Origin of the sequence: Saccharothrix syringae (assembly GCF_009498035.1) — a bacterium.
GTDB lineage: Bacteria > Actinomycetota > Actinomycetes > Mycobacteriales > Pseudonocardiaceae > Actinosynnema > Actinosynnema syringae.
Genome location: NZ_CP034550.1, coordinates 3,574,874 through 3,597,790 on the forward strand (window position 1 = coordinate 3,574,874; position 22,917 = coordinate 3,597,790).

Annotated in this window: 7 protein-coding genes; 6 read left to right on the top strand and 1 reads right to left on the bottom strand. The window is 74.9% G+C overall.

Going from position 1 to position 22,917, the window contains the following annotated elements:
- Positions 1 to 3: 3 nt before the first annotated feature.
- From EKG83_RS15965 to EKG83_RS15990, 6 genes are read left to right on the top strand one after another with little or no spacing between them, the layout of a single operon-like run.
- Positions 4 to 18,282, top strand: a complete 18,279-nt coding sequence (locus tag EKG83_RS15965; protein ID WP_228122634.1) for a type I polyketide synthase — start codon at positions 4 to 6, stop codon at positions 18,280 to 18,282.
- 58 nt (positions 18,283 to 18,340) lie between these two features.
- Positions 18,341 to 19,594: a cytochrome P450 family protein gene (locus EKG83_RS15970; RefSeq protein WP_033431229.1), complete on the top strand. Its 1,254-nt coding sequence runs from the start codon at positions 18,341 to 18,343 to the stop codon at positions 19,592 to 19,594.
- 31 nt (positions 19,595 to 19,625) lie between these two features.
- Positions 19,626 to 19,985, top strand: coding sequence for a nuclear transport factor 2 family protein (locus tag EKG83_RS15975; protein WP_033431228.1), 360 nt, complete (start codon positions 19,626 to 19,628; stop codon positions 19,983 to 19,985).
- A 28-nt stretch (positions 19,986 to 20,013) separates the two neighbouring features.
- Positions 20,014 to 20,436 (top strand): allene oxide cyclase barrel-like domain-containing protein, encoded by a 423-nt coding sequence (locus tag EKG83_RS15980; protein ID WP_033431227.1) that lies wholly within the window; start codon positions 20,014 to 20,016, stop codon positions 20,434 to 20,436.
- Between the two features lie 56 nt (positions 20,437 to 20,492).
- Complete coding sequence (locus tag EKG83_RS15985) at positions 20,493 to 21,338, top strand: mycofactocin-coupled SDR family oxidoreductase (RefSeq protein ID WP_051765824.1); 846 nt, start codon at positions 20,493 to 20,495, stop codon at positions 21,336 to 21,338.
- Positions 21,339 to 21,354: 16 nt separating this feature from the next.
- Positions 21,355 to 21,840 carry a nuclear transport factor 2 family protein gene (locus tag EKG83_RS15990; RefSeq protein ID WP_211269102.1) on the top strand — a complete coding sequence of 162 codons (486 nt, stop codon included), beginning with the start codon at positions 21,355 to 21,357 and terminating at the stop codon, positions 21,838 to 21,840.
- Positions 21,841 to 22,034: 194 nt separating this feature from the next.
- On the opposite strand, the gene EKG83_RS15995 is transcribed toward EKG83_RS15990, so the two are convergent.
- Positions 22,035 to 22,883, bottom strand: coding sequence for a helix-turn-helix domain-containing GNAT family N-acetyltransferase (locus EKG83_RS15995; protein WP_033431225.1), 849 nt, complete (start codon positions 22,881 to 22,883; stop codon positions 22,035 to 22,037).
- Positions 22,884 to 22,917 lie beyond the last annotated feature (34 nt).

The window sequence follows — 22,917 nt, forward strand, 5'->3', positions numbered from 1 at the left end:
TCCATGAACGAGCTCGTTGACGCGCTGCGCAACTCGCTCAAGGAGAACGAGCGGATCCGCCGGCGGCTCGGCGAGGTCGAGGAGCGGGACCGGGAGCCGATCGCCATCGTCGGCATGGCCTGCCGCTACCCCGGCGACGCCGACAGCCCCGAAGCCCTGTGGCAGCTCGTGGCCGACGGCACCGACGCGGTGTCCGGCTTCCCGACCGACCGCGGCTGGAACCTCGACGAGCTCTACGACCCCGACCCCGAGAAGGTGGGCCGGACGTACTCCCGGGGCGGCGGTTTCCTGCGGTCGCCCTACCTGTTCGACCACGACTTCTTCGCGATCCCCCCGCGCGAGGCGACCGTGATGGACCCGCACCAGCGGCTGCTCCTGGAGACCTCGTGGGAGGCCCTGGAACGGGCGGGGATCGGCGCCGACTCGGTGCGGGGGAGCCAGACCGGCGTGTACGTCGGCGTCAGCTACCAGGACTACATCTCGCTGCGCACCGTGCCGTCGACCTACGAGGGCTACACGCTCACCGGCAACATCGCCAGCATCGTCTCCGGACGGCTGTCCTACGCGTTCGGCCTCCAGGGGCCCGCGGTCACCGTGGACACGGCGTGCTCCTCCTCGCTGGTCGCGCTGCACCTGGCCACCCAGGCGCTGCGCTCGCGGGAGTGCTCGCTCGCCCTGGTCGGCGGGGCGACGATCATGTCGGGCCCGGCTTCGCTGATCGAGTTCGCCCGGCAGCGCGGGATCGCCGCGGACGGCCGGTGCAAGGCGTTCGGCGACGAGGCCGACGGCATGGGCTGGGGCGAAGGCGTCGGCGTGCTCGTGGTCGAGCGGCTGTCCGACGCCCGGCGCAACGGCCACCGGGTGCTGGCCCTCGTGACCGGGTCGGCCCTCAACCAGGACGGCGCCTCCAACGGCCTCACCGCGCCGAGCGGCGCGGCCCAGCGCCGGGTGATCCGGGCCGCGCTGGCCAACGCCGGCGTGTCCTCGACCGACATCGACGCGGTCGAGGCGCACGGCACCGGCACCAGGTTGGGCGACCCGATCGAGGCCAGGGCCCTGCTGGCCACCTACGGCCGGGAGCGGACGGCGGACACGCCGCTGTGGATCGGATCGCTGAAGTCGAACATCGGGCACCCGCAGGCGGCGGCCGGCGTCGGCGGCGTGATCAAGATGGTCATGGCCATGCACCACGGGGAGCTGCCCAGGACGCTGCACGCCCAGCGGCCGACCTCCCACGTGGACTGGTCGGCGGGGACGGTCCGGCTGCTCACCGACCCGCGGCGGTGGCCCGACCGGGACCGCCCCCGGCGCGCCGCGGTGTCGTCGTTCGGGATCAGCGGCACCAACGCCCACGTCATCCTGGAGCAGGCCCCCGACGAACCGGCCGTGCCCGCCCCCGCGCCGGTGCGGCGGTCCGACCCCGGTCCGTGGCCGTTCGTGGTGACCGGTCGGGGCGCCGCCGGGCTGCGCGGCCAGGCCGAGCGGCTGCGCTCCTTCGTCGAGCGCCACCCGGAGCTGGAGCCGGCCGACATCGGGCGGAGCCTGGTCACCACCCGCGCCGCGCTGACCGACCGCGCGGTGGTGGTCGCCGGGGACCGGGCGGCCCTGCTGGCCGGCCTGACCGCGCTGGCCGCGGGCACGGACAGCGCCGCGGTGCACGCCGGTCGGGCGGCGGAAGGCCGCCTGGCGGTCGTCTTCACCGGCCAGGGTGCCCAGCGCGCCGGGATGGGGCGGGAGCTGGCGGCGCGGTACCCGGTGTTCGACTCGGCGCTGGACGAGGTCTGCGCGGTGCTCGACGGGCTGCTGGGCCGGTCGCTGCGCGAGCTGATGTGGGAGGGCGGCCCGTCGCTGGACCGCACCGAGTACGCCCAGCCGGCGCTGTTCGCCTTCGAGGTCGCCCTGTTCCGGCTCGTCCGGTGGATGGGCATCCGGCCCGAGTTCGTCGCCGGCCACTCGATCGGCGAGATCAGCGCCGCGCACGTGGCCGGCGTGCTTTCGCTCGAAGACGCCGGTCGCATGGTCGTGGCGCGCGGCCGGCTGATGCAGGCGCTGCCGGAGGGCGGCGCCATGGTCGCGGTGAACGCCGCCCCGGATGTGGTGGCCCCGCTGGTCGCCGCCGAGTCCGGGGTGTCCGTGGCCGCGGTGAACAGCCCCGGCTCGGTCGTGCTGTCCGGGGCGGAGGAACCGGTGGCCCGCGTCGCGGCCCGGCTGGCCGCCGCCGGCCACCGGACCCGCCGGCTCACGACCAGCCACGCGTTCCACTCGGAGCTGATGGACCCGGTGCTCGACGACTTCCGGGCCGTCGTCGCCGGGCTCGCCTTCGGCGCGCCCGAGATCCCGGTGGTGTCCACCCTGACCGGTGCCCTGGCCGACGCGGCCACGCTCGGCGACCCCGGGCACTGGGTCCGCCAGGCACGCGAGCAGGTGCGCTTCGCCGACGGCGTGGCCACCCTGCACGAGCGGGGGGTCACCCGGTTCCTGGAGCTGGGACCGGACGCGGTGCTCTCGGCCATGGTCCGGGAGTGCCTGCCCACCGAGCGGCGGCTGACGGCGGTGGCCGCCTCCCGCCGCGACCGACCCGAGGCCGCCGCGCTGCTCGCCGCGGCCGGTCGCGTCTTCGCCGGCGGCGGCGAGGTGGGCTGGGCGGCGCTGTTCCCCGACGAGGGCCCGCGGGTCGACCTGCCGACCTACGCCTTCCAGCGGCACCGGCACTGGCTGCCGCGCGACGGCTCCGCCGCCCCGGCCCCCGCGGACCCGCACCCGACCGCCGCGCCCGAGCCGAACGCCCCGGCCGTGGACGTGCTGGCCGTCGTGGACCGGCGCCGGGTCGTGAGCGACCTGGTGCGGACCGCGATCGCCCTGGTGCTGGGCCACGACTCGCCGGCCGCGGTCGACGTCGAGCGCACCTTCCAGGACCTGGGCTTCAGCTCGCTCGCGGCGGTGGAGCTGCGGGACCGGCTGAACGCGGCGCTCGACCTCCGGCTGCCCGCCGCCCTGGCCTTCGACTACCCCACGCCCGCCGCCCTGGCGTCGCACCTGGTCGGACTGCTGACCGACACGGCCGACGGGGAACCCGGCGCGACCGCCCCCCTCGCCGCGTCCGCCGCCGACCCGATCGTCGTGGTCGGCATGGCCTGCCGCTACCCGGGCGGCGTCGGCTCGCCGGAGCAGCTCTGGGAGCTGGTGGACGGCGGGCGCGACGCGGTGTCGGGCCTGCCGACCGACCGGGGCTGGGACCTCGACACCCTGCTGCACCCGGACTCGACGCGGCAGGGCGCCACCCACGTGCGCGGCGGCGGCTTCCTCGACGACGTGGCGGAGTTCGACGCGGCGTTCTTCGGCATCTCGCCGCGCGAGGCGGCCTCGATGGACCCGCAGCAGCGGCTGCTGCTGGAACTGACCTGGGAAGCGCTGGAACGGGCCGGGATCGACCCGAAGTCGTTGCGGGGCAGCCAGACCGGCGTGTTCGCCGGCACCAGCGACCAGGACTACGCGGACCTGCTCCTCGGCAGCGCCGAACTGGCCGACGGCTACCTGCTCACCGGGACCTCCGCCGCGGTGCTCGCCGGGCGGGTCTCCTACCAGTTCGGCCTGGAGGGGCCCGCGCTGACGGTCGACACGGCCTGCTCGTCGTCGCTGGTGGCGATGCACCTGGCCGCGCAGGCGCTGCGGTCCGGGGAGTGCGCGCTGGCGCTGGCCGGCGGGGCCACCGTCATGGCCACCCCGATCGACCTGCAGGAGTTCGACAAGCAGGGGCTGTCCGCCGACGGCCGCTGCAAGGCGTTCGGCGCGGGCGCCGACGGGACCGGTTTCGCCGAGGGCGCCGGCCTGCTGGTGCTGGAACGGCTCTCCGACGCCCGCCGGAACGGCCACCCCGTGCTCGCCGTGCTCCGCGGCTCGGCGATCAACCAGGACGGCGCCTCCAACGGCCTCACCGCGCCCAACGGCCCTGCCCAGCAGCGCGTCGTGCGGCAGGCGCTGGCCAACGCCGGCGTGCGCCCCGACGAGGTCGACGCCGTGGACGGGCACGGCACCGGCACGGTGCTCGGCGACCCGATCGAGATCAAGGCGCTCCAGGCCGTGTACGGCCGGGACCGGCGGGAGGGCGACCCCCTCTGGCTGGGCTCGCTCAAGTCCAACATCGGCCACACCCAGGCGGCGGCCGGGGTCGGCAGCGTCATCAAGATGATCATGGCGATGCGGCACGGCCTGCTGCCCAGGACCCTGCACGTGGACCGCCCCTCGGAGCACGTCGACTGGGAGGGCGCGAACGTCCGGCTGCTCGGCGACGCCCGGCCGTGGCCGGCGACCGGGCGCCCCCGGCGGGCGGCGGTGTCGTCGTTCGGGGCGAGCGGGACCAACGCGCACGTCATCGTGGAGCAGGCCCCGGACCCGGAACCCGCGGCCGGACCGGCCGACCGGTCCTCCGCGCCGCGGGTGCTGCCGCTGCCGCTCAGCGGGCGCGGCGAAGCCGCGCTGCGCGCCCAGGCGGAGCGGTTGCGCGACCACCTCCTGGCGCTCGGGGCCACCGGCCCGGCGGAACTGGCCGACGTGGCGTTCTCGCTGGCCGGCACCCGCTCCTCGCTGGACCACCGGGCCGTGGTGCTCGGCGCCGACCTCGCCGGGGTGCTGTCCGGGCTGGACGACCTGGCGGCCGGCACCACCCCGGTCACCGGACCCGTCGGCTCCGGCGGCACCGACCCGGTGTTCGTCTTCCCCGGGCAGGGCGGGCAGTACGCCGGGATGGCCCTGCGGCTGTGGGACTCCTCGCCGGTCTTCGCCGCGGCCATGGCGGAGTGCGAGGCGGCGCTCGCGCCGTACGCGGACTGGCACGGCCACACCCTGCGCGACCTGCTGGCCGGCGCGGACGGCGTGGCCCCGGACCGGGCCGAGCAGGTCCAGCCGGTGCTGTTCGCGGTCATGGTCTCGCTCGCCAGGTTGTGGATCTCCCACGGGGTGGTGCCCGCCGCGGTGATCGCGCACTCGGTGGGCGAGGTCGCGGCCGCGCACATCGCCGGCATCCTCAGCCTCGCCGACGCGGCCCGGGTCCTGACCGCGCGGGCGCGCGTGTCCGGCCGGCTGAGCGGGTACGCCACGCTCTGGGTCGGGCTGCCGGTCGAGCAGGTGCGCGACCGGGTCGAACGGCTGGCCGACGTGCACGTCAGCGCGGTCAACGGACCGCGGTCGGTCGTCCTGACCGGTCCGGCCGACCGGGTGGCCGCGCTGCGGGCCGAGTACGAGGCCGCCGGTGTCCGCGCGCGTCCCATCCCGATGGACTACCCGACGCACTCCCCGCACATGGCGGTGGTCGAGGACGAACTCCTCGCGCTGCTGGCCGACATCCGCCCGGCCACCGCCTCGGTGCCGTACTACTCCACGACGCTCGCCCGCCGGGTGGAGGGCCCCGAGCTCGACGGCCGGTACTGGTTGACCAACCTCGTGCGGCCCGTGCGGTTCCACGACACCCTCGCCGCGCTGCTGGCCGACGAGTACCGCGTGCTGCTGGAGGTGGCCCCGCACCCGCTGCTGGCCCCCGCGATCCAGGAGACCGCCGAGGAGCGCGGCGTCGAGGTGACCGCGTTGGCGACCCTCCGCCGCGGCGAGAGCGACCCGGACGAGTTCCTGCGGTCGGTGGCCGCCGCGTGGCGGGCCGGGCTCACCGTGGACTGGTCCGCGGCCTTCGCCGGCACCGGGGCGCGGCGGGTCGACCTGCCGACCTACGCCTTCCAGCGGCGGCGCTACTGGCCGACGGCGTCGGCGTTCGCGCCGGGCGCCCTGGCCGCCGGCGGCCTCGAACGCGTCGACCACCCCCTGCTCGGTGCCAAGGTGGCCCTGGCGGGGGACGCCGGCTTCCTGTTCACCAGCCGGCTCTCGCCGCGCGCCCACCCGTGGCTCGTCGACCACGCGCTCTTCGACCGGCCGCTGCTGCCCGGCACGGCGTTCCTCGAACTGGCGATCCGCGCGGCCGACGAGGCGGGCCTGGGCCGGCTGGAGGAGCTGGTCCTGGAGGCGCCGCTGATCCTGCCGAGCCGGCACGACGTGACGGTCCAGGTGCTCGTCGGCGCTCCCGACGGCGACGGCCGCCGCACCCTGGAGGTCCACTCCCGGTCGGCGGAACCCGGCGAGGCCGCGGGCGCCGCGTGGACGCGGCACGCGCGGGCGAGCGCGGTGCCCGGCGACGACCCGGAGCCGGCACCGTGGCCGGCCGACTCGACCTGGCCGCCGACCGGGGCGACCGAACTGGACGTCGCAGGGGCGTACCAGCGGCTCGGCGCGCTCGGCTACCACTACGGCCCCGCCTTCACCGGGCTGCGACGGGCCTGGCGGAGCGGGGACCGGATCTTCGCCGAGGCGGAGCTGCCCGAGGGACTCGCGGCCGACGCGGTGCGCTTCGGCCTGCACCCGGCCCTGATGGACACCGGCCAGCACAGCCTCGCCGTGGACCAGCTCGACTCGCCGCGCACCGACCCGGCCGCCCCCGGCGTGCGGGCGCCCTTCCTGTGGTCCGGGGTGCGGCTGCTCGCCTCGGGTGCCGCGGCACTGCGGCTCGTGTTCTCCCCGACGGGGCCGTCCTCGTGGTCGGTGGACGGGTTCGACCCCACCGGCCGCCCGGTGCTGAGGGTGGACTCCCTGGTCGCCCGCGAGGTTTCCGCCGAGCAGCTGCGCGACGCCGACGCGGCGCACGGCGACGCGCTGTTCGAGTTCGGCTGGGTGCCGTGCGGATCGGCCGATGCCGGTGCGGAGGGGGACGCCGGGGGACCGATCGGCCGGGTGGCGCCGTTCGACCTGGCCGCCCTCGGCTCGGCGGTGGACGGTGGCGCGCCGCTGCCCGACCTGGTGGTGCTGCGCGTGCCCGACCCCCCGGCGCCGGAGTCGGTGGTCGAATCCGTGCACACCGCGGTGAATGGCACGTTGCGGGTGCTGCAGGACTGGCTCACCGATGCCCGGTGGGAGCGGTCGCGGCTGGTCGTGGTGACCGGCGGCGGACTCGTGGGCGCGGCGGTGGGCGGCCTGGTGCGCTCCGCGCAGTCGGAGAACCCCGATCGGGTGATCCTCGTCGAGCAGGCGTCCGCCGGTCCGGAGTCGGTCGGGGCGCGGTCGACGGAGGCGCTCGTCCGGGCCGCGATCGCGTCGGGTGAGCCGGAGGTGTCGGTCCGGGGCGGACGGCTGTGGTCGCCCCGGCTGACCAGGGCCGCCGCCGAGGCGCCCCCGGGTCCCGCCGGGCCGGCGCGCGACGAGCGGTCGCCGGTGTGGGGCACGGGGACCGTGCTGCTGACGGGGGCGTCCGGGGTGCTGGCCGGGCTGGTGGCCGAGCACCTCGTGGCCGAGCGCGGGGTGCGGCGGCTGCTGCTGGTGTCGCGGCGGGGTCCCGACGCCCCCGGTGCCGGTGAGCTGGTCGAGCGGCTGACCGCGGCGGGTGCCTCGGTGCGGGTGGTCGCGTGCGACCTGGCCGTCCGCCAGGAGGTGGTGGACCTCGTCGGCTCGGTGCCGCCGGAGTTCCCGCTCAGCGCCGTGGTGCACTGCGCGGGCGTGCTCGACGACGCGACCGTGGGTTCGCTGACCCCCGACCGGGTGGACGCGGTGCTGCGGCCCAAGGTGGACGGTGCCTGGCACCTGCACGAGGCAACCCGGGACGTCGAGCTGTCGGCGTTCGTGCTGTTCTCCTCGGCCGCGTCGGCGTTCGGCGCCGCCGGCCAGGCGAACTACGCGGCGGCCAACGCGTTCCTCGACGAGCTGGCCGACCACCGGCGGGGGCTGGGCCTGCCGGCGGTGTCGATCGCCTGGGGGTGGTGGGCCGAGGCCAGCGGGATGGGCAGCCGGCTCGGGACCCAGGACCGGGCCAGGATGGCCCGCACCGGCATCCGCCCGGTGGACAACGACTTCGGCCTCACCCTGTTCGACGCGGCCGCCCGCCGGCAGGGCCGGGTCGTCGCCGCTCCGTTCGACCTCGCCGGCCTGGCCACCGCGGCCGCGGTCCCGGGGCTGCTGCGCGGGCTGGTGCGCCGCCCGGCGCGGCGGGTCGTCGACCCCCACGCGGCCGCCGGGTCCCGCGAGGGCCTGGCGGCGCTGGAACCGGCCGAGCGCGACCGGGCCGTCGCCGAGCTGGTGCGCACCCACGCCGCGGCCGTGCTCGGGCACTCCTCGGGCAACGCCATCGACGACCGGCAGCCCTTCACCGCCCTGGGGTTCGACTCGCTGACCGCGGTGGAGCTGCGCAACCGGCTCACCGCGGTGACCGGGCTGCGGCTGCCGGCCACGCTGATCTTCGACTACCCCTCCCCGGCCGCCCTGATCGAGTTCGTGCGGGGCGAGGTCGGCGGCGGGCCGGCCGCCCCGGCCCGGCCGGCCGCCACCGCGACCCCGGCCGCGACCGGGGACGACCCGATCGCGATCGTGGGCATGGCCTGCCGCTTCCCCGGCGGGGTGGGGTCACCCGACGAGCTGTGGGACCTCGTCGCGCAGGGCCGGGACGTGATCGGCCCCTTCCCCACCGGCCGCGGCTGGAACCTCGACGAGCTCTACCACCCCGACCCCGACCACTTCGGGACCACCTACACCCGCGAGGGCGGCTTCCTGCACGACGCCGACCGGTTCGACCCCGAGTTCTTCGGCATCTCGCCGCGCGAGGCGATCACCATCGACCCGCAGCAGCGGCTGCTGCTGGAAACGGCCTGGGAGTCCCTGGAGAACGCGGGCATCGACCCCACCTCGCTGCGCGGCGGCCCGACCGGCGTGTTCGTCGGGCTGATGTACCACGACTACAACTCGCGGCTGCACACCAAGCCCGAGGAGTTCGAGGGCTACCTGGGCAACGGCAGCGCGGGCAGCATCGCGTCGGGTCGGGTGGCCTACGAGTTCGGCTTCGAGGGCCCCGCCGTGACGGTGGACACGGCGTGCTCGTCATCGCTGGTCAGCCTGCACTTCGCGGCGCAGGCGCTGCGGTCGGGCGAGTGCTCGCTCGCGCTGGCCGGCGGCGTGACGGTGATGGCGTCGCCCGAGCTGTACGTCGAGTACAGCCGGCTGCGCGCGAACGCCCCGGACGGTCGGTGCCGGGCGTACGGCGCGGGCGCGGACGGCACCGGCTGGTCGGAGGGCGTGGGCCTGGTGGTGCTGGAGCGGCTGTCCGACGCGCGGCGCAACGGGCACCGGGTGCTGGCGCTGGTGCGCGGGTCGGCGCTGAACCAGGACGGCGCGTCGAACGGGCTGACCGCCCCCAACGGCCCGTCCCAGCAGCGCGTGATCCGCCAGGCCCTGGCCAACGCCGGGTTGTCCGCCTCCGACGTGGACGTGGTCGAGGGGCACGGCACGGGGACCCGGCTGGGCGACCCGATCGAGGCCCAGGCGCTGCTGGCCACCTACGGCCAGGACCGCGAGGAGCCGCTGTGGCTGGGGTCGATCAAGTCGAACATCGGCCACACCCAGGCGGCGGCGGGCATCGCCGGCACCATCAAGATGGTCCTGGCGATGCGGCACGGGATCCTGCCCAAGACCCTGCACGCGGAGACCCCGTCGCCGCGGGTGGACTGGTCCTCGGGCGCGGTCGCGCTGCTCGACCGGGCCCGGGAGTGGCCGGATCGCGGCCGGCCCCGCCGGGCGGGGGTGTCCTCCTTCGGCGTCAGCGGGACCAACGCGCACATCATCCTGGAACAGCCCCCGGCCGAGACCCCGGAACAGCCCCCGACCCCCGACACCGCCCCGCCCCCGCCGGCCTGGCCGCTCGTGCTGTCGGCCCGCGGGCCGGCGGCCCTGCGGGGTCAGGCCGATCGGCTGGCCTCCCACCTGCGCGACCGGCCCGAGGTGGCGCTGGCGGACGTGGCCCACTCCCTGGTGGCCGACCGGGCCGCCCACGACCACCGGGTGGTCCTGCTCGCCCGCGACCGCGAGCAGGCCCTGGAGCGGTTGGCGGAGTTCGCGCGCGGGGGAGAGGGGGCCGGCGCGGCCCGGCGGGGCTCGCTGGCGATGGTGTTCACCGGTCAGGGCGCGCAGCACCCCGGCATGGGCTCGCGGCTGCACCGGCGGTTCGCGGTCTTCGCGGCAGCGTTCGACCAGGTGTGCGAGCAGTTGGACCCCGAGGTCCGCGAGGCCGTCCTCGGCGACGCGGGGAACCGGCTCGACGCCACGGAGATCGCCCAGCCCGCGCTGTTCGCGGTCGAGGTCGCGCTGTTCCGGCTGTACGAGTCCTGGGGCGTCCGGCCGGACTTCCTCACCGGCCACTCGGTGGGCGAGATCGCGGCCGCGCACGTCGCCGGCGTGCTGTCGCTGCCGGACGCGTGCCGGCTGGTGTCCGAGCGGGGCCGGCTGATGGGGCGGCTCGACCCGGGCGGTGTGATGGTCTCGGTGACCGCCGGCGAGCAGGTGGTCGCCCCGCTGGTCGCCGAGCACGCCGACTCGGTGTCGATCGCGGCGGTCAACACCCCCGGCTCGGTGGTGCTCTCCGGGCGCGAACCGGCCGTCACCGAGATCGTGCGGCGCCTGACCGAGGACGGGCACCGCGCGAAGCGGCTCGCCGTCAGCCACGCCTTCCACTCGCCGCTGATGGACCCGGTGCTCGACGAGTTCCGCGCCGTGGTCCGCGGCCTGGCGTTCCAACCACCCCGCGTGCCGATGGTGGGCGGCGACGAGGTGGCGGACCCGGAGTACTGGGTGCGGCACGTGCGGGACGCGGTGCGGTTCGCCGACCGGGTGGCCGAACTGCGCGGCGCCGGCGTCACGCGGTTCCTCGAGATCGGTCCCGACGCGCCGCTGACCGGCGCGATCCGCCAGTGCCTCGACGAGCCGGACGTCGTCGCGGTCCCCAGCCTGCGCCGGGACCACGACGAAGCCGACACGGCGCTCACCGGACTCGGCGCGCTGTTCGCCGCCGGGGTGGGGGTCGACTGGCCTGCCCTGTTCGCCGGCACCGGGGCCCGGCGCACCCCGCTCCCCACGTACGCGTTCCAGCACCAGCGGTACTGGCTCGACGCCCCCGAACCGCCGGCCGACCTCGCCGCGGTCGGCCTCGACCCGCTCGACCACCCGCTGCTGCTGGCCGGTGTCGACGTGGCCGGCGGGGAAACCGTGCTGCTGACCGGGCGGCTGGCACCGCGGACCCAGCCGTGGCTGCGGGAGCACGTGCTGTTCGAGCAGGCCCTGCTGCCCGGCACCGCCTTCGTGGACCTGGCGCTGCGGGCCGCCGAGCAGGTCGGCTGCGACCTGCTGGACGAGCTGACGATCGAAGCCCCCCTGCTGATCCCCGCGGCGGGCGCGGTCGCGCTGCAAATCCTGGTGGAAGCCCCCGACGAGGGCGGCCGCCGGAAGATCACGATCTCCGCCCGCCCGGACCGCGACGCCGACGACACCCCCTGGACGCGGCACGCCACCGGAGCGGTGTCCGCCGCGCAGGGCGCACCGACCCCCGACCCGCTCACCGAGTGGCCGCCGCCGGGAGCCGAGGCCGTCGACGTCACCGGCGCGTACGACCTGTTCGCCGGGGCGGGCCACGACTACGGGCCGACGTTCCAGGGGCTGGTGGCCTGCTGGCGGCGCGGCGCGGAGCTCTACGCCGAGGTGGAGCTGCCGGGCGGCGGGACCGACGTCGAGCGCTTCGGCGTGCACCCGGCGTTGCTGGACGCCGGCCTGCACGGCGGCGTGCTGCGGGCCCTCACCTCCGACACCCCTCAGGGTTTGGTGCCGTTCTCCTGGGCGGGAGCGCGCCTGTTCGCCTCGGGGGCGACCGCGCTGCGCGTGCGGGTCCGACCGGTGTCCACCGACACGGTCGCCCTGGACGCCTTCGACGACACCGGCGCCCCGGTCCTCGGCGTGGCGGCGCTGTCCTCGCGCTCGGTGTCCGCCGACCGGCTCCGCGCCGCCGCCGCTTCCCGCGACGACTCGCTGTTCGAGATCGACTGGGTCGAGTGCGGCCGGGTCGACGACACCGCGCCCCGCCCCGGGGTCACCGTGCTGGCCGGCCCGCCGGAGCTGGCCGAACTGGTGTCCGGCTGGGACGGGGGAGCCGAGGTCCCGCCCCTCGTGGCCATGTCGGTACCGGAGGAGGGGCCCGCCGTCACCGCCGACGTCCACGCGGCGGTGAACGGCGCGCTGCGCTCGGTGCAGACGTGGCTGGCCGATCCCGCCTGGGAGTCCTCGCGGCTGGCGGTCGTGACGACCGACAGCCTGACCGGCGCGGCGGTGCGGGGCCTGCTGCGCTCCGCGCAGTCGGAGAACCCCGACCGCATCGTCCTCGTCGAGGCCGGCGCCGACCCGATCACCACCGCGGCGCTGCACGCGGCCGTCGAGTCGGGCGAGCCGGAGGTCTCGGTGCGCGACGGCGCGCTCCGGGCACCGCGGCTGGCCCGCCTGACCGCCACCGGCACCGACACCGCGCGCGCCACCCCGTGGTCGGCCGGAACCGTGCTGATCACCGGCGCCTCGGGCGCGCTCGCCGGGCACGTGGCCCGCTACCTCGTCACCGAGCACCACGCGCGACACCTGGTGCTGGCCTCCCGGCAGGGCCCCGACTCCCCCCGCACCGCCCGGCTCGCCGCCGAACTGGCCGAGCTCGGCGCCGCGGTGCGCGTCCTGGCCTGCGACGTCGCCGACCGCGAGCAGGTCGCGGCCGTGGTGCGCTCGGTGGAGCCCGAGGTCCCGCTCACCGCGGTGGTGCACTGCGCCGGCGTGCTCGACGACGGCGTGTTCGACGCCCTGACCGGCGACCGGGTCGACGCGGTACTGGCACCCAAGGTCGACGGTGCGTGGCACCTGCACGAGCTGACCCGGGAGCTGGACCTCTCCGCGTTCGTGCTGTTCTCCTCCTCCGCCGCGCCCTTCGGCGCGGCGGGGCAGGCCAACTACGCCGCCGCCAACGCCTTCCTCGACGCGCTGGCCGTCGAGCGGCACCGCCGGGGCCTCCCCGCGGTCTCGATCAGCTGGGGCTGGTGGGGCGAGGACAGCGGTATGGCCGAGAACCTCGGCCAGGCCGACGTGGCCCGCATGGGGCGGGGCGGGATGCTGCCGATGGCGACCGCCCGCGGCCTGGAACTGCTGGCCGCGGCGACCGACCTGGCCCGCCCGAACGTGATGGCCGCCCGCCTCGACCTGGCCGCGGTGCGGTCGGCCGGCACGGTGCCCGCCCTGCTGCGCGGCCTGGTGCGGCGCCCGGCCCGGCGCGCGGCGCGCTCGTCGGTCGCGGGACCGGTGGCGGCGCGACTGGCCGGTTCCCCGGTCGCCGACCAGGTCAAGGCCATCGGCGAACTGGTGCGCGAGCAGGTCGCCGCCGTGCTCGGCCACCCGAGCGGCGCCTCGGTCGACATGACCCGCGCCTTCCACGAGGTCGGGTTCGACTCGCTCACCGCGGTCGAACTGCGCAACCGGCTCACCGCGGCCACCGGGCTGCGGCTGCCCGCCACGCTGGTGTTCGACCACCCCACCCCCGGGGCGCTGACCGCGTTCCTCCGGTCCGCGCTGGTGGGCGACGAGGCCGACACCGCCGAGGCCACCCCGGCCGGCCGCGCCACCGCGACCGGCGACGACCCGGTCGTGATCGTCGGCATGGCCTGCCGGTACCCGGGCGGGGCGGACTCGCCGGACGAGCTGTGGCGGCTGGTGGCCGAGGGCCGCGACGCGATCACCGGCTTCCCGGTCGACCGCGGCTGGGACCTGGCCCGCCTCCACGACCCGGATCCCGACCACCCCGGCACGACCTACGCCCGGGGCGGCGGGTTCCTCGACCACCTGGCCGAGTTCGACTCCGACTTCTTCGGCATCTCGCCGCGCGAGGCCATCGCCATCGACCCGCAGCAGCGGTTGTTGCTGGAGACGGCCTGGGAGTCGTTCGAGAACGCCGGCATCGACCCCTCCGCCCTGCGCGGCGGCCCGATCGGGGTGTTCGTGGGCGCGAACGGGAGCGACTACCCGGCCCTGCTGGCCCAGGACCCCCGCGACTTCGGCGGCCGGGTGCTGACCGGCAACGCGGCCAGCATCATCTCCGGGCGGCTGTCCTACGAGTTCGGGTTCGAGGGGCCGTCCGTCTCCATCGACACGGCGTGCTCGTCCTCGCTCGTGGCCCTGCACCTGGCGGCCCAGGCGCTGCGCTCGGGCGAGTGCTCGCTGGCGCTGGCCGGCGGTGTCGCCACGATGGCCACCCCCGGCATGTTCGTGGAGATGGCGCGGCAGCGGGGCCTGTCCCCGGACGGCCGGTGCCGGGCCTTCGGCGCCGGGGCGGACGGCACCGGTTGGGCCGAGGGCGTGGGCCTGCTCGTGCTGGAACGGCTCTCCGACGCCCGCCGCCACCACCACCGCGTGCTGGCCGTCCTGGCCGGCTCGGCGGTCAACCAGGACGGCGCCTCGAACGGCCTCACCGCGCCCAGCGGCCCGTCGCAGCAACGGGTCATCCGCGCCGCGCTGGCCAACGCCGGGCTGTCGGCGCACGAGGTCGACGCGGTGGAGGGGCACGGCACCGGGACCCGGCTCGGCGACCCCATCGAGGCGCAGGCCCTCCTGGCCACCTACGGGCGCGACCGCGAGCCCGACAGCCCCCTGTGGCTGGGGTCGGTCAAGTCCAACATCGGGCACTCGCAGGCCGCCGCCGGCGCCGCCGGCGCCATCAAGATGATCATGGCGATGCGGCACGGCCTGCTGCCCCGGACCCTCCACGCCGAGACCCCGTCACCCGAGGTCGACTGGTCCTCCGGCGGGGTGGCGCTGCTGGACCGGGCCCGCGACTGGCCCGAGCGGGACCGCCCGCGCCGGGCGGGCGTCTCCGCGTTCAGCCTCAGCGGGACCAACGCGCACGTCATCCTGGAACAAGCGCCCGACGACCTCCCCGCGCCGCCGGCCCCGGACCGGGACGCCGTGACCAGGCCGGTGCAGCCGTTCGTGCTGTCGGCCCGGGGGCCGGCCGCACTGCGCGCCCAGGCGGCGCGCCTGCACGCCCACCTGGCCGACCGGCCCGAACCGGCGTTGGCCGACATCGCGCGATCGCTGGTGACCGACCGCGCGGTCCACGACCACAGGGCGGTGGTGCTCGCCGCCGACCGCGAGCAGCTGCGCGAGCGACTCGCGGCGTTCGCCGACGACACCCCCGCGCCCGGCGCGGACGCCACCGGCGTGGCCGGCGGCGGTGGCCTGGCCGTCGTGTTCACCGGCCAGGGGTCGCAGCGAGCCGGGATGGGCCGCGAACTCCACCGCCACTTCCCGGTCTTCGCCGCCGCGTTCGACGACGCGTGCGCGGCGCTGGACCCCGCGCTGAAGGACATCGTCCTCGCCGAGGACGACGCCCGGCTGAACACCACGGAGTTCGCCCAACCCGCGCTGTTCGCGTTCGAAGTGGCCCTCTTCCGGCTGTTCGAGTCCTGGGGCGTCCGGCCCGACTTCGTCACCGGCCACTCCGTCGGCGAGATCACCGCCGCCCACGTGTCGGGCGTGCTGTCGCTGGCCGACGCCTGCGCGCTGGTCACCACCCGGGCCCGGCTCATGCAGGGGCTCCCACCGGGCGGGGCCATGATGTCCGTGAACGCCGGCGAGGACGTCGTGGCCGCACTGCTCGCGGAAGGGGCGGGGTCCGCCTCGATCGCCGCGGTCAACTCCCCGGAGTCGGTGGTCGTCTCCGGCACCGAGGACGCCGTCGACGAGGTCGGACGACGCCTCGCCGACGCCGGGTACCGCACGAAGCGGCTGGCCGTCAGCCACGCGTTCCACTCGCCGCTGGTGGACCCCGTGCTCGACGAGTTCCGGGCCGCCCTCGGCGGTCTGGGGTTCCGGCCACCGCGGATACCGATGACCAGCGGCGACGTGGCCACCCCCGAGTACTGGGTCCAGCACGTCCGGAGCGCGGTGCGGTTCGCCGACATGGTCTCCGAACTCCGGGCCGGCGGGGTGACCCGCTTCCTGGAGCTGGGGCCGGACGCGACCCTGACCGGCCTGGTCCGCGAATGCGCCACCGGTGAGGGCGTCGTCGCCGTGCCCGGCCTCCGGCGAGGCCGTGCCGAGACCGAATCCGTGCTCGCCGCACTGGGCGCCCTGTTCACCGCCGGGGTCGGGGTCGACTGGCCGGCCCTGTTCCCCGCGACCGGCGCGGGGCGGACCCCGCTGCCGACCTACGCGTTCCAGCACCGGCGCTACTGGCCGGACACGACGGCCGCACCGGTGGTGGCGACAGCCGACCCGGACGCCGTGGACAGCCGGTTCTGGGGGCTGGTGGAACAGGGCGACCTCGACGCGCTGAGCGCCGAGCTGTCCACCGAGGAGCGGGACGGCCTCGGCGCCGTGCTGCCCGCACTGGCCCGGTGGCGCCTCGGCCGGCGTGAGAAGGCCGTGGTGGACGGCTGGCGGTACCGGTTGGGCTGGCGGCCCGTGCCGACCCGCACCGACGGCGCGCTCACCGGCACCTGGTTGCTGGTGCTGCCCGTCAACCACCGCGACGACCCCTGGGCCGCGCCGGTCGAAGCGGCGATGACCGCCGCCGGGGCCGAGGTCCGCCGCCTGGAGGTCGACGAGCGGCAGTGGGACCGGGCCGCGCTGGCCACCCGGCTCGGTGAGCCGCCGCTCGCCGGGGTGGTCTCGCTGCTGGCGGCGGAGCGGTCCCGCGTCCCGGGGCACCCCGGCGTGCCGGTCGGCCTGGCCGCCACGGTGGGCCTGGTCCAGGCGCTGGAGGACCGCGGGATCGACGCGCCCCTGTGGTGCCTCACCCGGGGCGCCGTGCACGCCGTCCCCGGCGACGGCCTCGACCACCCCGACCAAGCCCTGCTGTGGGGGCTGGGACGGACCCTCGCCCTGGAACGCCCCGACCGCTGGGGCGGTCTGGTCGACCTGCCGGTCACCCCCGACGACGCCTCGGCGGCCGCGCTGATCCGCCTGCTGGGCGACGGCGGCACCGGGGAGCAGGCAGCGCTGCGGGACGGCGCCGTCCTGGGCGGCCGGCTGGTCCGCGCCGACCCGGACGGGCCGCGGCGCCGGGACTGGCGACCGTCGGGCAGCGTGCTGGTCACCGGCGGCCTCACCGGCCTGGGCGCCCGCACCGCGCGCTGGCTGGCCGAGCAGGGCGCGCCCCACCTCGTGCTCACCTCCCGCCGGGGCCGTGGAGCGCCGGGCGCCGCCGAGCTCGAAGCCGAGCTCACCGCCCTGGGGTCCGCGGTGACCATCGCCGCCTGCGACGTCGCCGACCGGGACGAGGTGGAGGCCGTGCTCGCGGGCCTTCCCCACGACCTGCCGCTGACGGCCGTGTTCCACAGCGCGGGGGTGGCCAACGACGGCGTCATCACCGAGCTGACCCCCGACCGGCTGGACAACGTGCTGCGGCCCAAGGTGGACGGGGCGTGGAACCTCCACGAGCTGACCCGGGACCTGGACCTCTCGGCCTTCGTGCTGTTCTCCTCGGCCGCCGGCCTCGTCGGCTCGCCCGGCCAGTCGCACTACGCGGCGGGGAACGCCTTCCTCAACGCCCTGGCCCACCACCGGCGGGCGCGCGGCCTGCCGGCCACGACGATCGGCTGGGGCCTGCTGGCCGGCGGGGGCATGGCCGACGACACCGGCGCGACCGACCGGGCCGGCCGCCGGGGGCTGCACCCGATGGACCCCGGCCGGTCGCTGGCCGGACTGCGGCGGGCGCTGGACGACGACGAGACCTACATCGCCATCACGCACGTCGACTGGACCCGGTTCATCAAGGCGACCGCGGGCACCGCCAAGTGCGCGGTGATCAGCGACCTGCCCGAGTACCGGGCGGCGTTCCCGGTGACCGCCGCGGCCGATCGGCTCGCCGAGCCGAACGGCGAGGCCGGGTCCTGGGCGCGGCTGGGCGCCCTGGACGAGGACGAGCGCGACGCCGCGCTGCTGGAGCTGGTGCGGGCGCAGGTGGCCGAGGCGCTCGGTCACAGCTCGACCGAGGCCCTGTCGCCGACCAAGGCGTTCATCGAACTGGGTTTCGACTCCCTCTCCGCGGTCGAGCTGCGCAACCGGCTCGTCGCGGCGACCGGGCTGGCGCTGCCGGCGACGCTCACCTACGACCACCCGACCTCGCTGGCGCTGCGCGACCACCTGCGGGCGGCGCTGTTCGGCGCGGCCGCCGACCGGGCCGAGTCCGCGCTGGCCGAACTCGACCGGCTGGAGGAGGTGCTCTCGGCGGTGGCGGCGGACGACCGCGTCGACGAGGTGGCCAGGAACCAGGTGCTGCGGCGAGTCCAGAAGATGGCCGCCGCGCTCGCCGACCAGGGCGACCACGCCGAGCACAGCCGGCTCATCGCGAACGCCGACGACGACGAGCTGTTCGACTTCATCAACCGGGAACTGGGCGGTTCCAGCCAGTGAACCGGGACCGGTGTGCCGAGGCCCGGCACTTCGCAGGAGTACAGGAGATGACACCCCCATGACCGACTCCACCGGGGTCGACACGCCCGGCACCGGGACATCCGCCGAGGCCGACCTGTTGAGCTGGGACTTCATCCAGGACCCGTACCTGACCTACCGCGAGATGCGCGCCGGGACGGGCCCGCGGCGGCTCGTCATCAAGACGTTGAGCACCGGCCTGCGCGCCTGGCTGGTCACCGAGTACGGCGACGTGCGCCGGCTGCTGGCCGATCCCAGGCTCTCGAAGGCAGCCGCGGGCGCCGCACCGGTCATCGCCGAGCACAGCACGGAGGACGTCTCGGGCCGGTCGATCACATCGGAGAGCATGCTGTTCAGCGATCCGCCGCAGCACTCGCGGTTGCGCCGGATGTTCGGCAGGGCGTTCACGATGCGCCGGACGGAGAACCTGCGCCCGCGCATCGAGGAGATCACCGATCAGCTGCTCGGCTCGATCCCCCCCGGCGCCGAGATCGACCTGGTGGAGTCGGTGGCGATGGCCATCCCCATCGCGGTGATCGGCGAACTGCTCGGCGTGCCCCGCGCCGCCCACCACGACCTCCGCCGGTGGAACCGCACGCTGACCAGTGTCGATTCGGAGCCGTCGGAGAAGTACCAGGCGTACATGGCGTCGCTCGACTACTTCCGGGACCTGATCGCCGAGAAGGCGGGCGGTCACGACACCGCGGACGACCTGATCAACGCGATGACCAACCCGGACAACGAGGAGCGGTTCGACGAGTCCGAGCTGCTGTCCACCATCTTCCTGATGATGAACGCGGGCTACGAGACCACCGCGAACCTGATCAGCAGCTCGGTGTACGCCCTGCTGAAGCACCCCGAACAGCTGGAGCTGCTGCGCGGGGACGCCACCCTGGTGCCGAACGCGGTGGAGGAGTTCCTGCGTTACGAAAGCCCGTTGAACCTCTCCACGCTGCGCTACACCACCGAACCCGTGGAGATCGGCGACACCGTCGTCCCCGCCGGCGAGGTGGTCTTCCTGGCGCTGGCCTCGGCGAACCGGGACCCCGACCGGTTCGCGGAACCGGACCGGCTGGACGTGCGCCGCAACGCCGCCGCACACCTGGCCTTCGGCCACGGCATCCACCACTGCGTCGGCGCGCCGCTGGCACGGCTGGAGGGCGAGATCGTGCTGACCCGGCTGCTGGACACCTTCCCGCACTGGGAGGCGGCCGAGCCGCTGGATCGGCTCAGCTGGCGCTACACCCTGCAGTTCCGCGGCCTGGAGCGGCTGCCGGTGAGGCTGCACGCATGAACTCCCGCCACGACGAGAACGGAGCGGACACATGTCGGCAGAAGTGATCGACCGGTTCTTCGAGAGCTCGGGTGCCGGTGACATCGAAACGGCCGTCGAGTGCTTCGCCGACGACGGGCGGTGGATCACGCCCGACGGGGACGGGCTCGGGACGGTCCACACCAAGGACCGGATCGGCGAGCTGATCACCAGCCTGAACGCGATGCGCGAGAAGATGATCGCCTCCGGGGTCGACGGGAAGTTCGAACCGCCGATCATGTTCGGCGAGAACCTGGGGCTGGTCCGGTGGACCGTGGAGACCACCGACGGGAAGGTGGTCAACCGCGGTGTCGACCTCTTCGTCCTGAGCGACGGAAAAATCGTGCTCAAAGACGTCTACCGCAAGATCTGAGAAGCTCGATCGAGAAAGAGGAAGAGTTGTGATCAACAGCTACGAGGACCTGGTCGAGACGACGGTCAGCGCCACCACCGACATCGAGGACCTGCAGAACATCCACGTCGGCCAGAGCGGCACCTACGAGCACGCCCTGTTCACCAGGTCCGGTGACAAGGTGGCCACCACCTCGGGCGGGTTCAAGGTTCTCTACCGGCGTGAGTCCGACCAGCAGTTCATGGCCTACCTGACCAACGAGGTCGTTTTCGAGGACGGGTCCGGGACGATCCGGGTCGCCGGTTGGATCGACATGGGGTCCCTGCTGTCGGGGAACTGGGCCTACTACCCGAGCGTGGGGGTCAGCGGCCGTTACCTCGGCCAGACGGGTTTCATGGCCTGGCGCCCCAACAACCTCGGCCAGGAAGAGGGAGCCGAGGTCAAGCTGATCATGTTCGCGTCCGCCGAATGACCGGTCCCGCGATCGCCGTTCCCTTCCCCTGACGTGGAGGTCCACAATTGAGTCGGATGGCCGGAAAAGTAGCGCTGATCACCGGGGCCGCGCGGGGGATGGGACGTTCGCACGCGGTGCGCCTCGCCCAGGAAGGGGCCGACATCGTGGCCGTCGACCTGTGCGCGGACGTGGAAACCACGCCGTACCCGGGATCGGGCAGCCAAGACCTCGCCACGACGACCCACATGGTCGAACAGCTGGGCCGGCGGGTCATCGCGCGCCAGGCGGACACGCGCGACCTCAAGGAGTTGCAGGCCGTGGTCGACGAGGCGGTGGCCGAGTTCGGCCACGTCGACGTCGTGTGCGCGAACGCCGGGATATCCAGCTTCGGGTTCGCCTGGGAACTGTCCGAGGAGACCTGGCAGGAGATGATCGACGTCAACCTGACGGGGTCGTGGAAGACCGTCAAAGCGGTGATCCCCCACATGATCGAGCGGAACCGGGGCGGATCGATCGTCTTCATCAGCTCCGTGTCGGGATTGATCGGCGTGCCGACCATGGCGCACTACACCGCGTCCAAGCACGGCGTGGTCGGGCTGATGCGCGCCCTGGCGGCGGAGCTGGCGCCGTACAACATCCGGGTGAACACGGTGAATCCGGGGAACGTCGACACGCCGATGGTCAACAACGCCACGATGCGAAAGCTCTTCCTGCCCGAGATCCCCGACCCGACGCCCGAGGACGCGGACAACGCGATGAAGGGGATGAGCGCGCTGCCCGTCGGCTGGATGGACTCGCGGGGGATCAGCGACGCGGTGCTGTACCTGGCCTCGGACGAGGCGCGACACGTCACCGGGATCGCCCTTCCCGTGGACGCCGGGATGATGATCCCCAACAAACTGCCCGCGGACAAGACCTGACGGAGGCTGTTCCACCATGACGGACAACGCACTCTCGCTGCTGGCCAACCGACTCGAGATCATCGAGCTGACCGCCAAGTACGCCCACCGGCTCGACACCCGCCAGATCGACCTCCTGATGGAGCTGTGGAGCGACGAGAGCCCGGTCTTCGACGAAGAGGACTTCGGGCTGGGGAAAGCCACCGGCAAAGACGAGATCCGCCGCCACTTCGAGGTCGACATCTACGGGCAGATGGAGAACCTCTGCCACCTGACGACCAACCACGTCATCAACGAGATCTCCGGGTCCACGGCTTCCGGCACCTGCACCGTCTTCGCCCAGGGCGACGTGCGGGCCGGCGGGACCTCCCGGGCCACCGCGTACTACCGGGACCAGTACGTCCACGAGAACGGGGTGTGGAAGTTCTCCAGTCGCAAGGTGATCCCCTTGACCAGGCCGAAGGTCGGCAACTTCCAGTTCCCGGACGAGGCCGAAACGGCGGATCGGGTGGCCACGCCATGACGCCGACAGGCGGTGTGCCCTGTGGCTGAGCCCTGTCCGGCCCGGTGATGCGGGCCGCGATCGCGGGCGGAGGTGCGGCGGAGCTCCTGGTGGACGGCCTCCCGGTCGAGGGCGAGGCCGTCGCCGGGAGCTCCGCGCGCTTGTCCACCCGCCCGCGATCGGCCTGTCCGGTTCTGCCGGACCGGCCCGGGGCTTCAGCGGGGGCGGTCCGATGAGGACCGGGCGCGGCGTTCGAGCATGACGGTGTCGCGCCAGACGCCGTGGTGCCGGGCGATGCGTTCGCGGACGCCGACGGTGCGGAAGCCGGCGGAGTGGTGCAGGGCGATGCTGGCGCGGTTCTCCGGGAAGATCGCGGTCTGGAGCGTCCACAGGCCGCCCGCGTCGGCGGCGGTGACCTGCTTGTGCAGCAGCGTTTTGCCGACGCCGCGGCCGCGGGCGTCTTCGCCGACGTAGATGGAGGTCTCGGCGACGCCGGCGTAGCACTCGCGGGGCGAGACGGGGGTGGCGGCGGCCCAGCCGACGACGCGGCCGTCGATCTCGGCGATCCAGCGGTGGTCGGGCAGCCACTTGGCGTCGAGGGTGCGGCGGCTGGGGGTCTCGGTCTCGAAGGTGGCGTTGCGGGTGGCGATGCCCTCGCCGTAGATGCGGCGCACGTCCGCCCAGTCGTCGTCGGTCATGGCGCGCACGGTGACGTCGGCGGGCAGGTCGGTGGGGCAGCAGGGGCGGGTGACGATGGTGCCCATGACCGCGTCGGCGGCGTGGGGCAGGCCGGTGCAGCAGGCCGTGTTGACCGTGACCAGGGTGGTGGTGCCCTGCTTGCGCAGGTGGACGAAGCCGACGTCGGCGAGCTTGCGCAGGTGGTGGGTGCAGGTGGGCTGGCTGACGCCGAGCAGGTCGGCCAGGGCGCCGACGGTGGTGCCGCCGGGCTGGACGGCGACGGTGTGCAGCAGCTTCACGCGGGTGGGGTCGGACAGGCAGGCGAACCAGCGGGCGAAGGTCGCGGCGTCCTCGTCGTGCAGCCCGGTGGGCGTCGTCAGCGTCACGACACCGACTATAGACGTTCCCGTGGTTGCATCC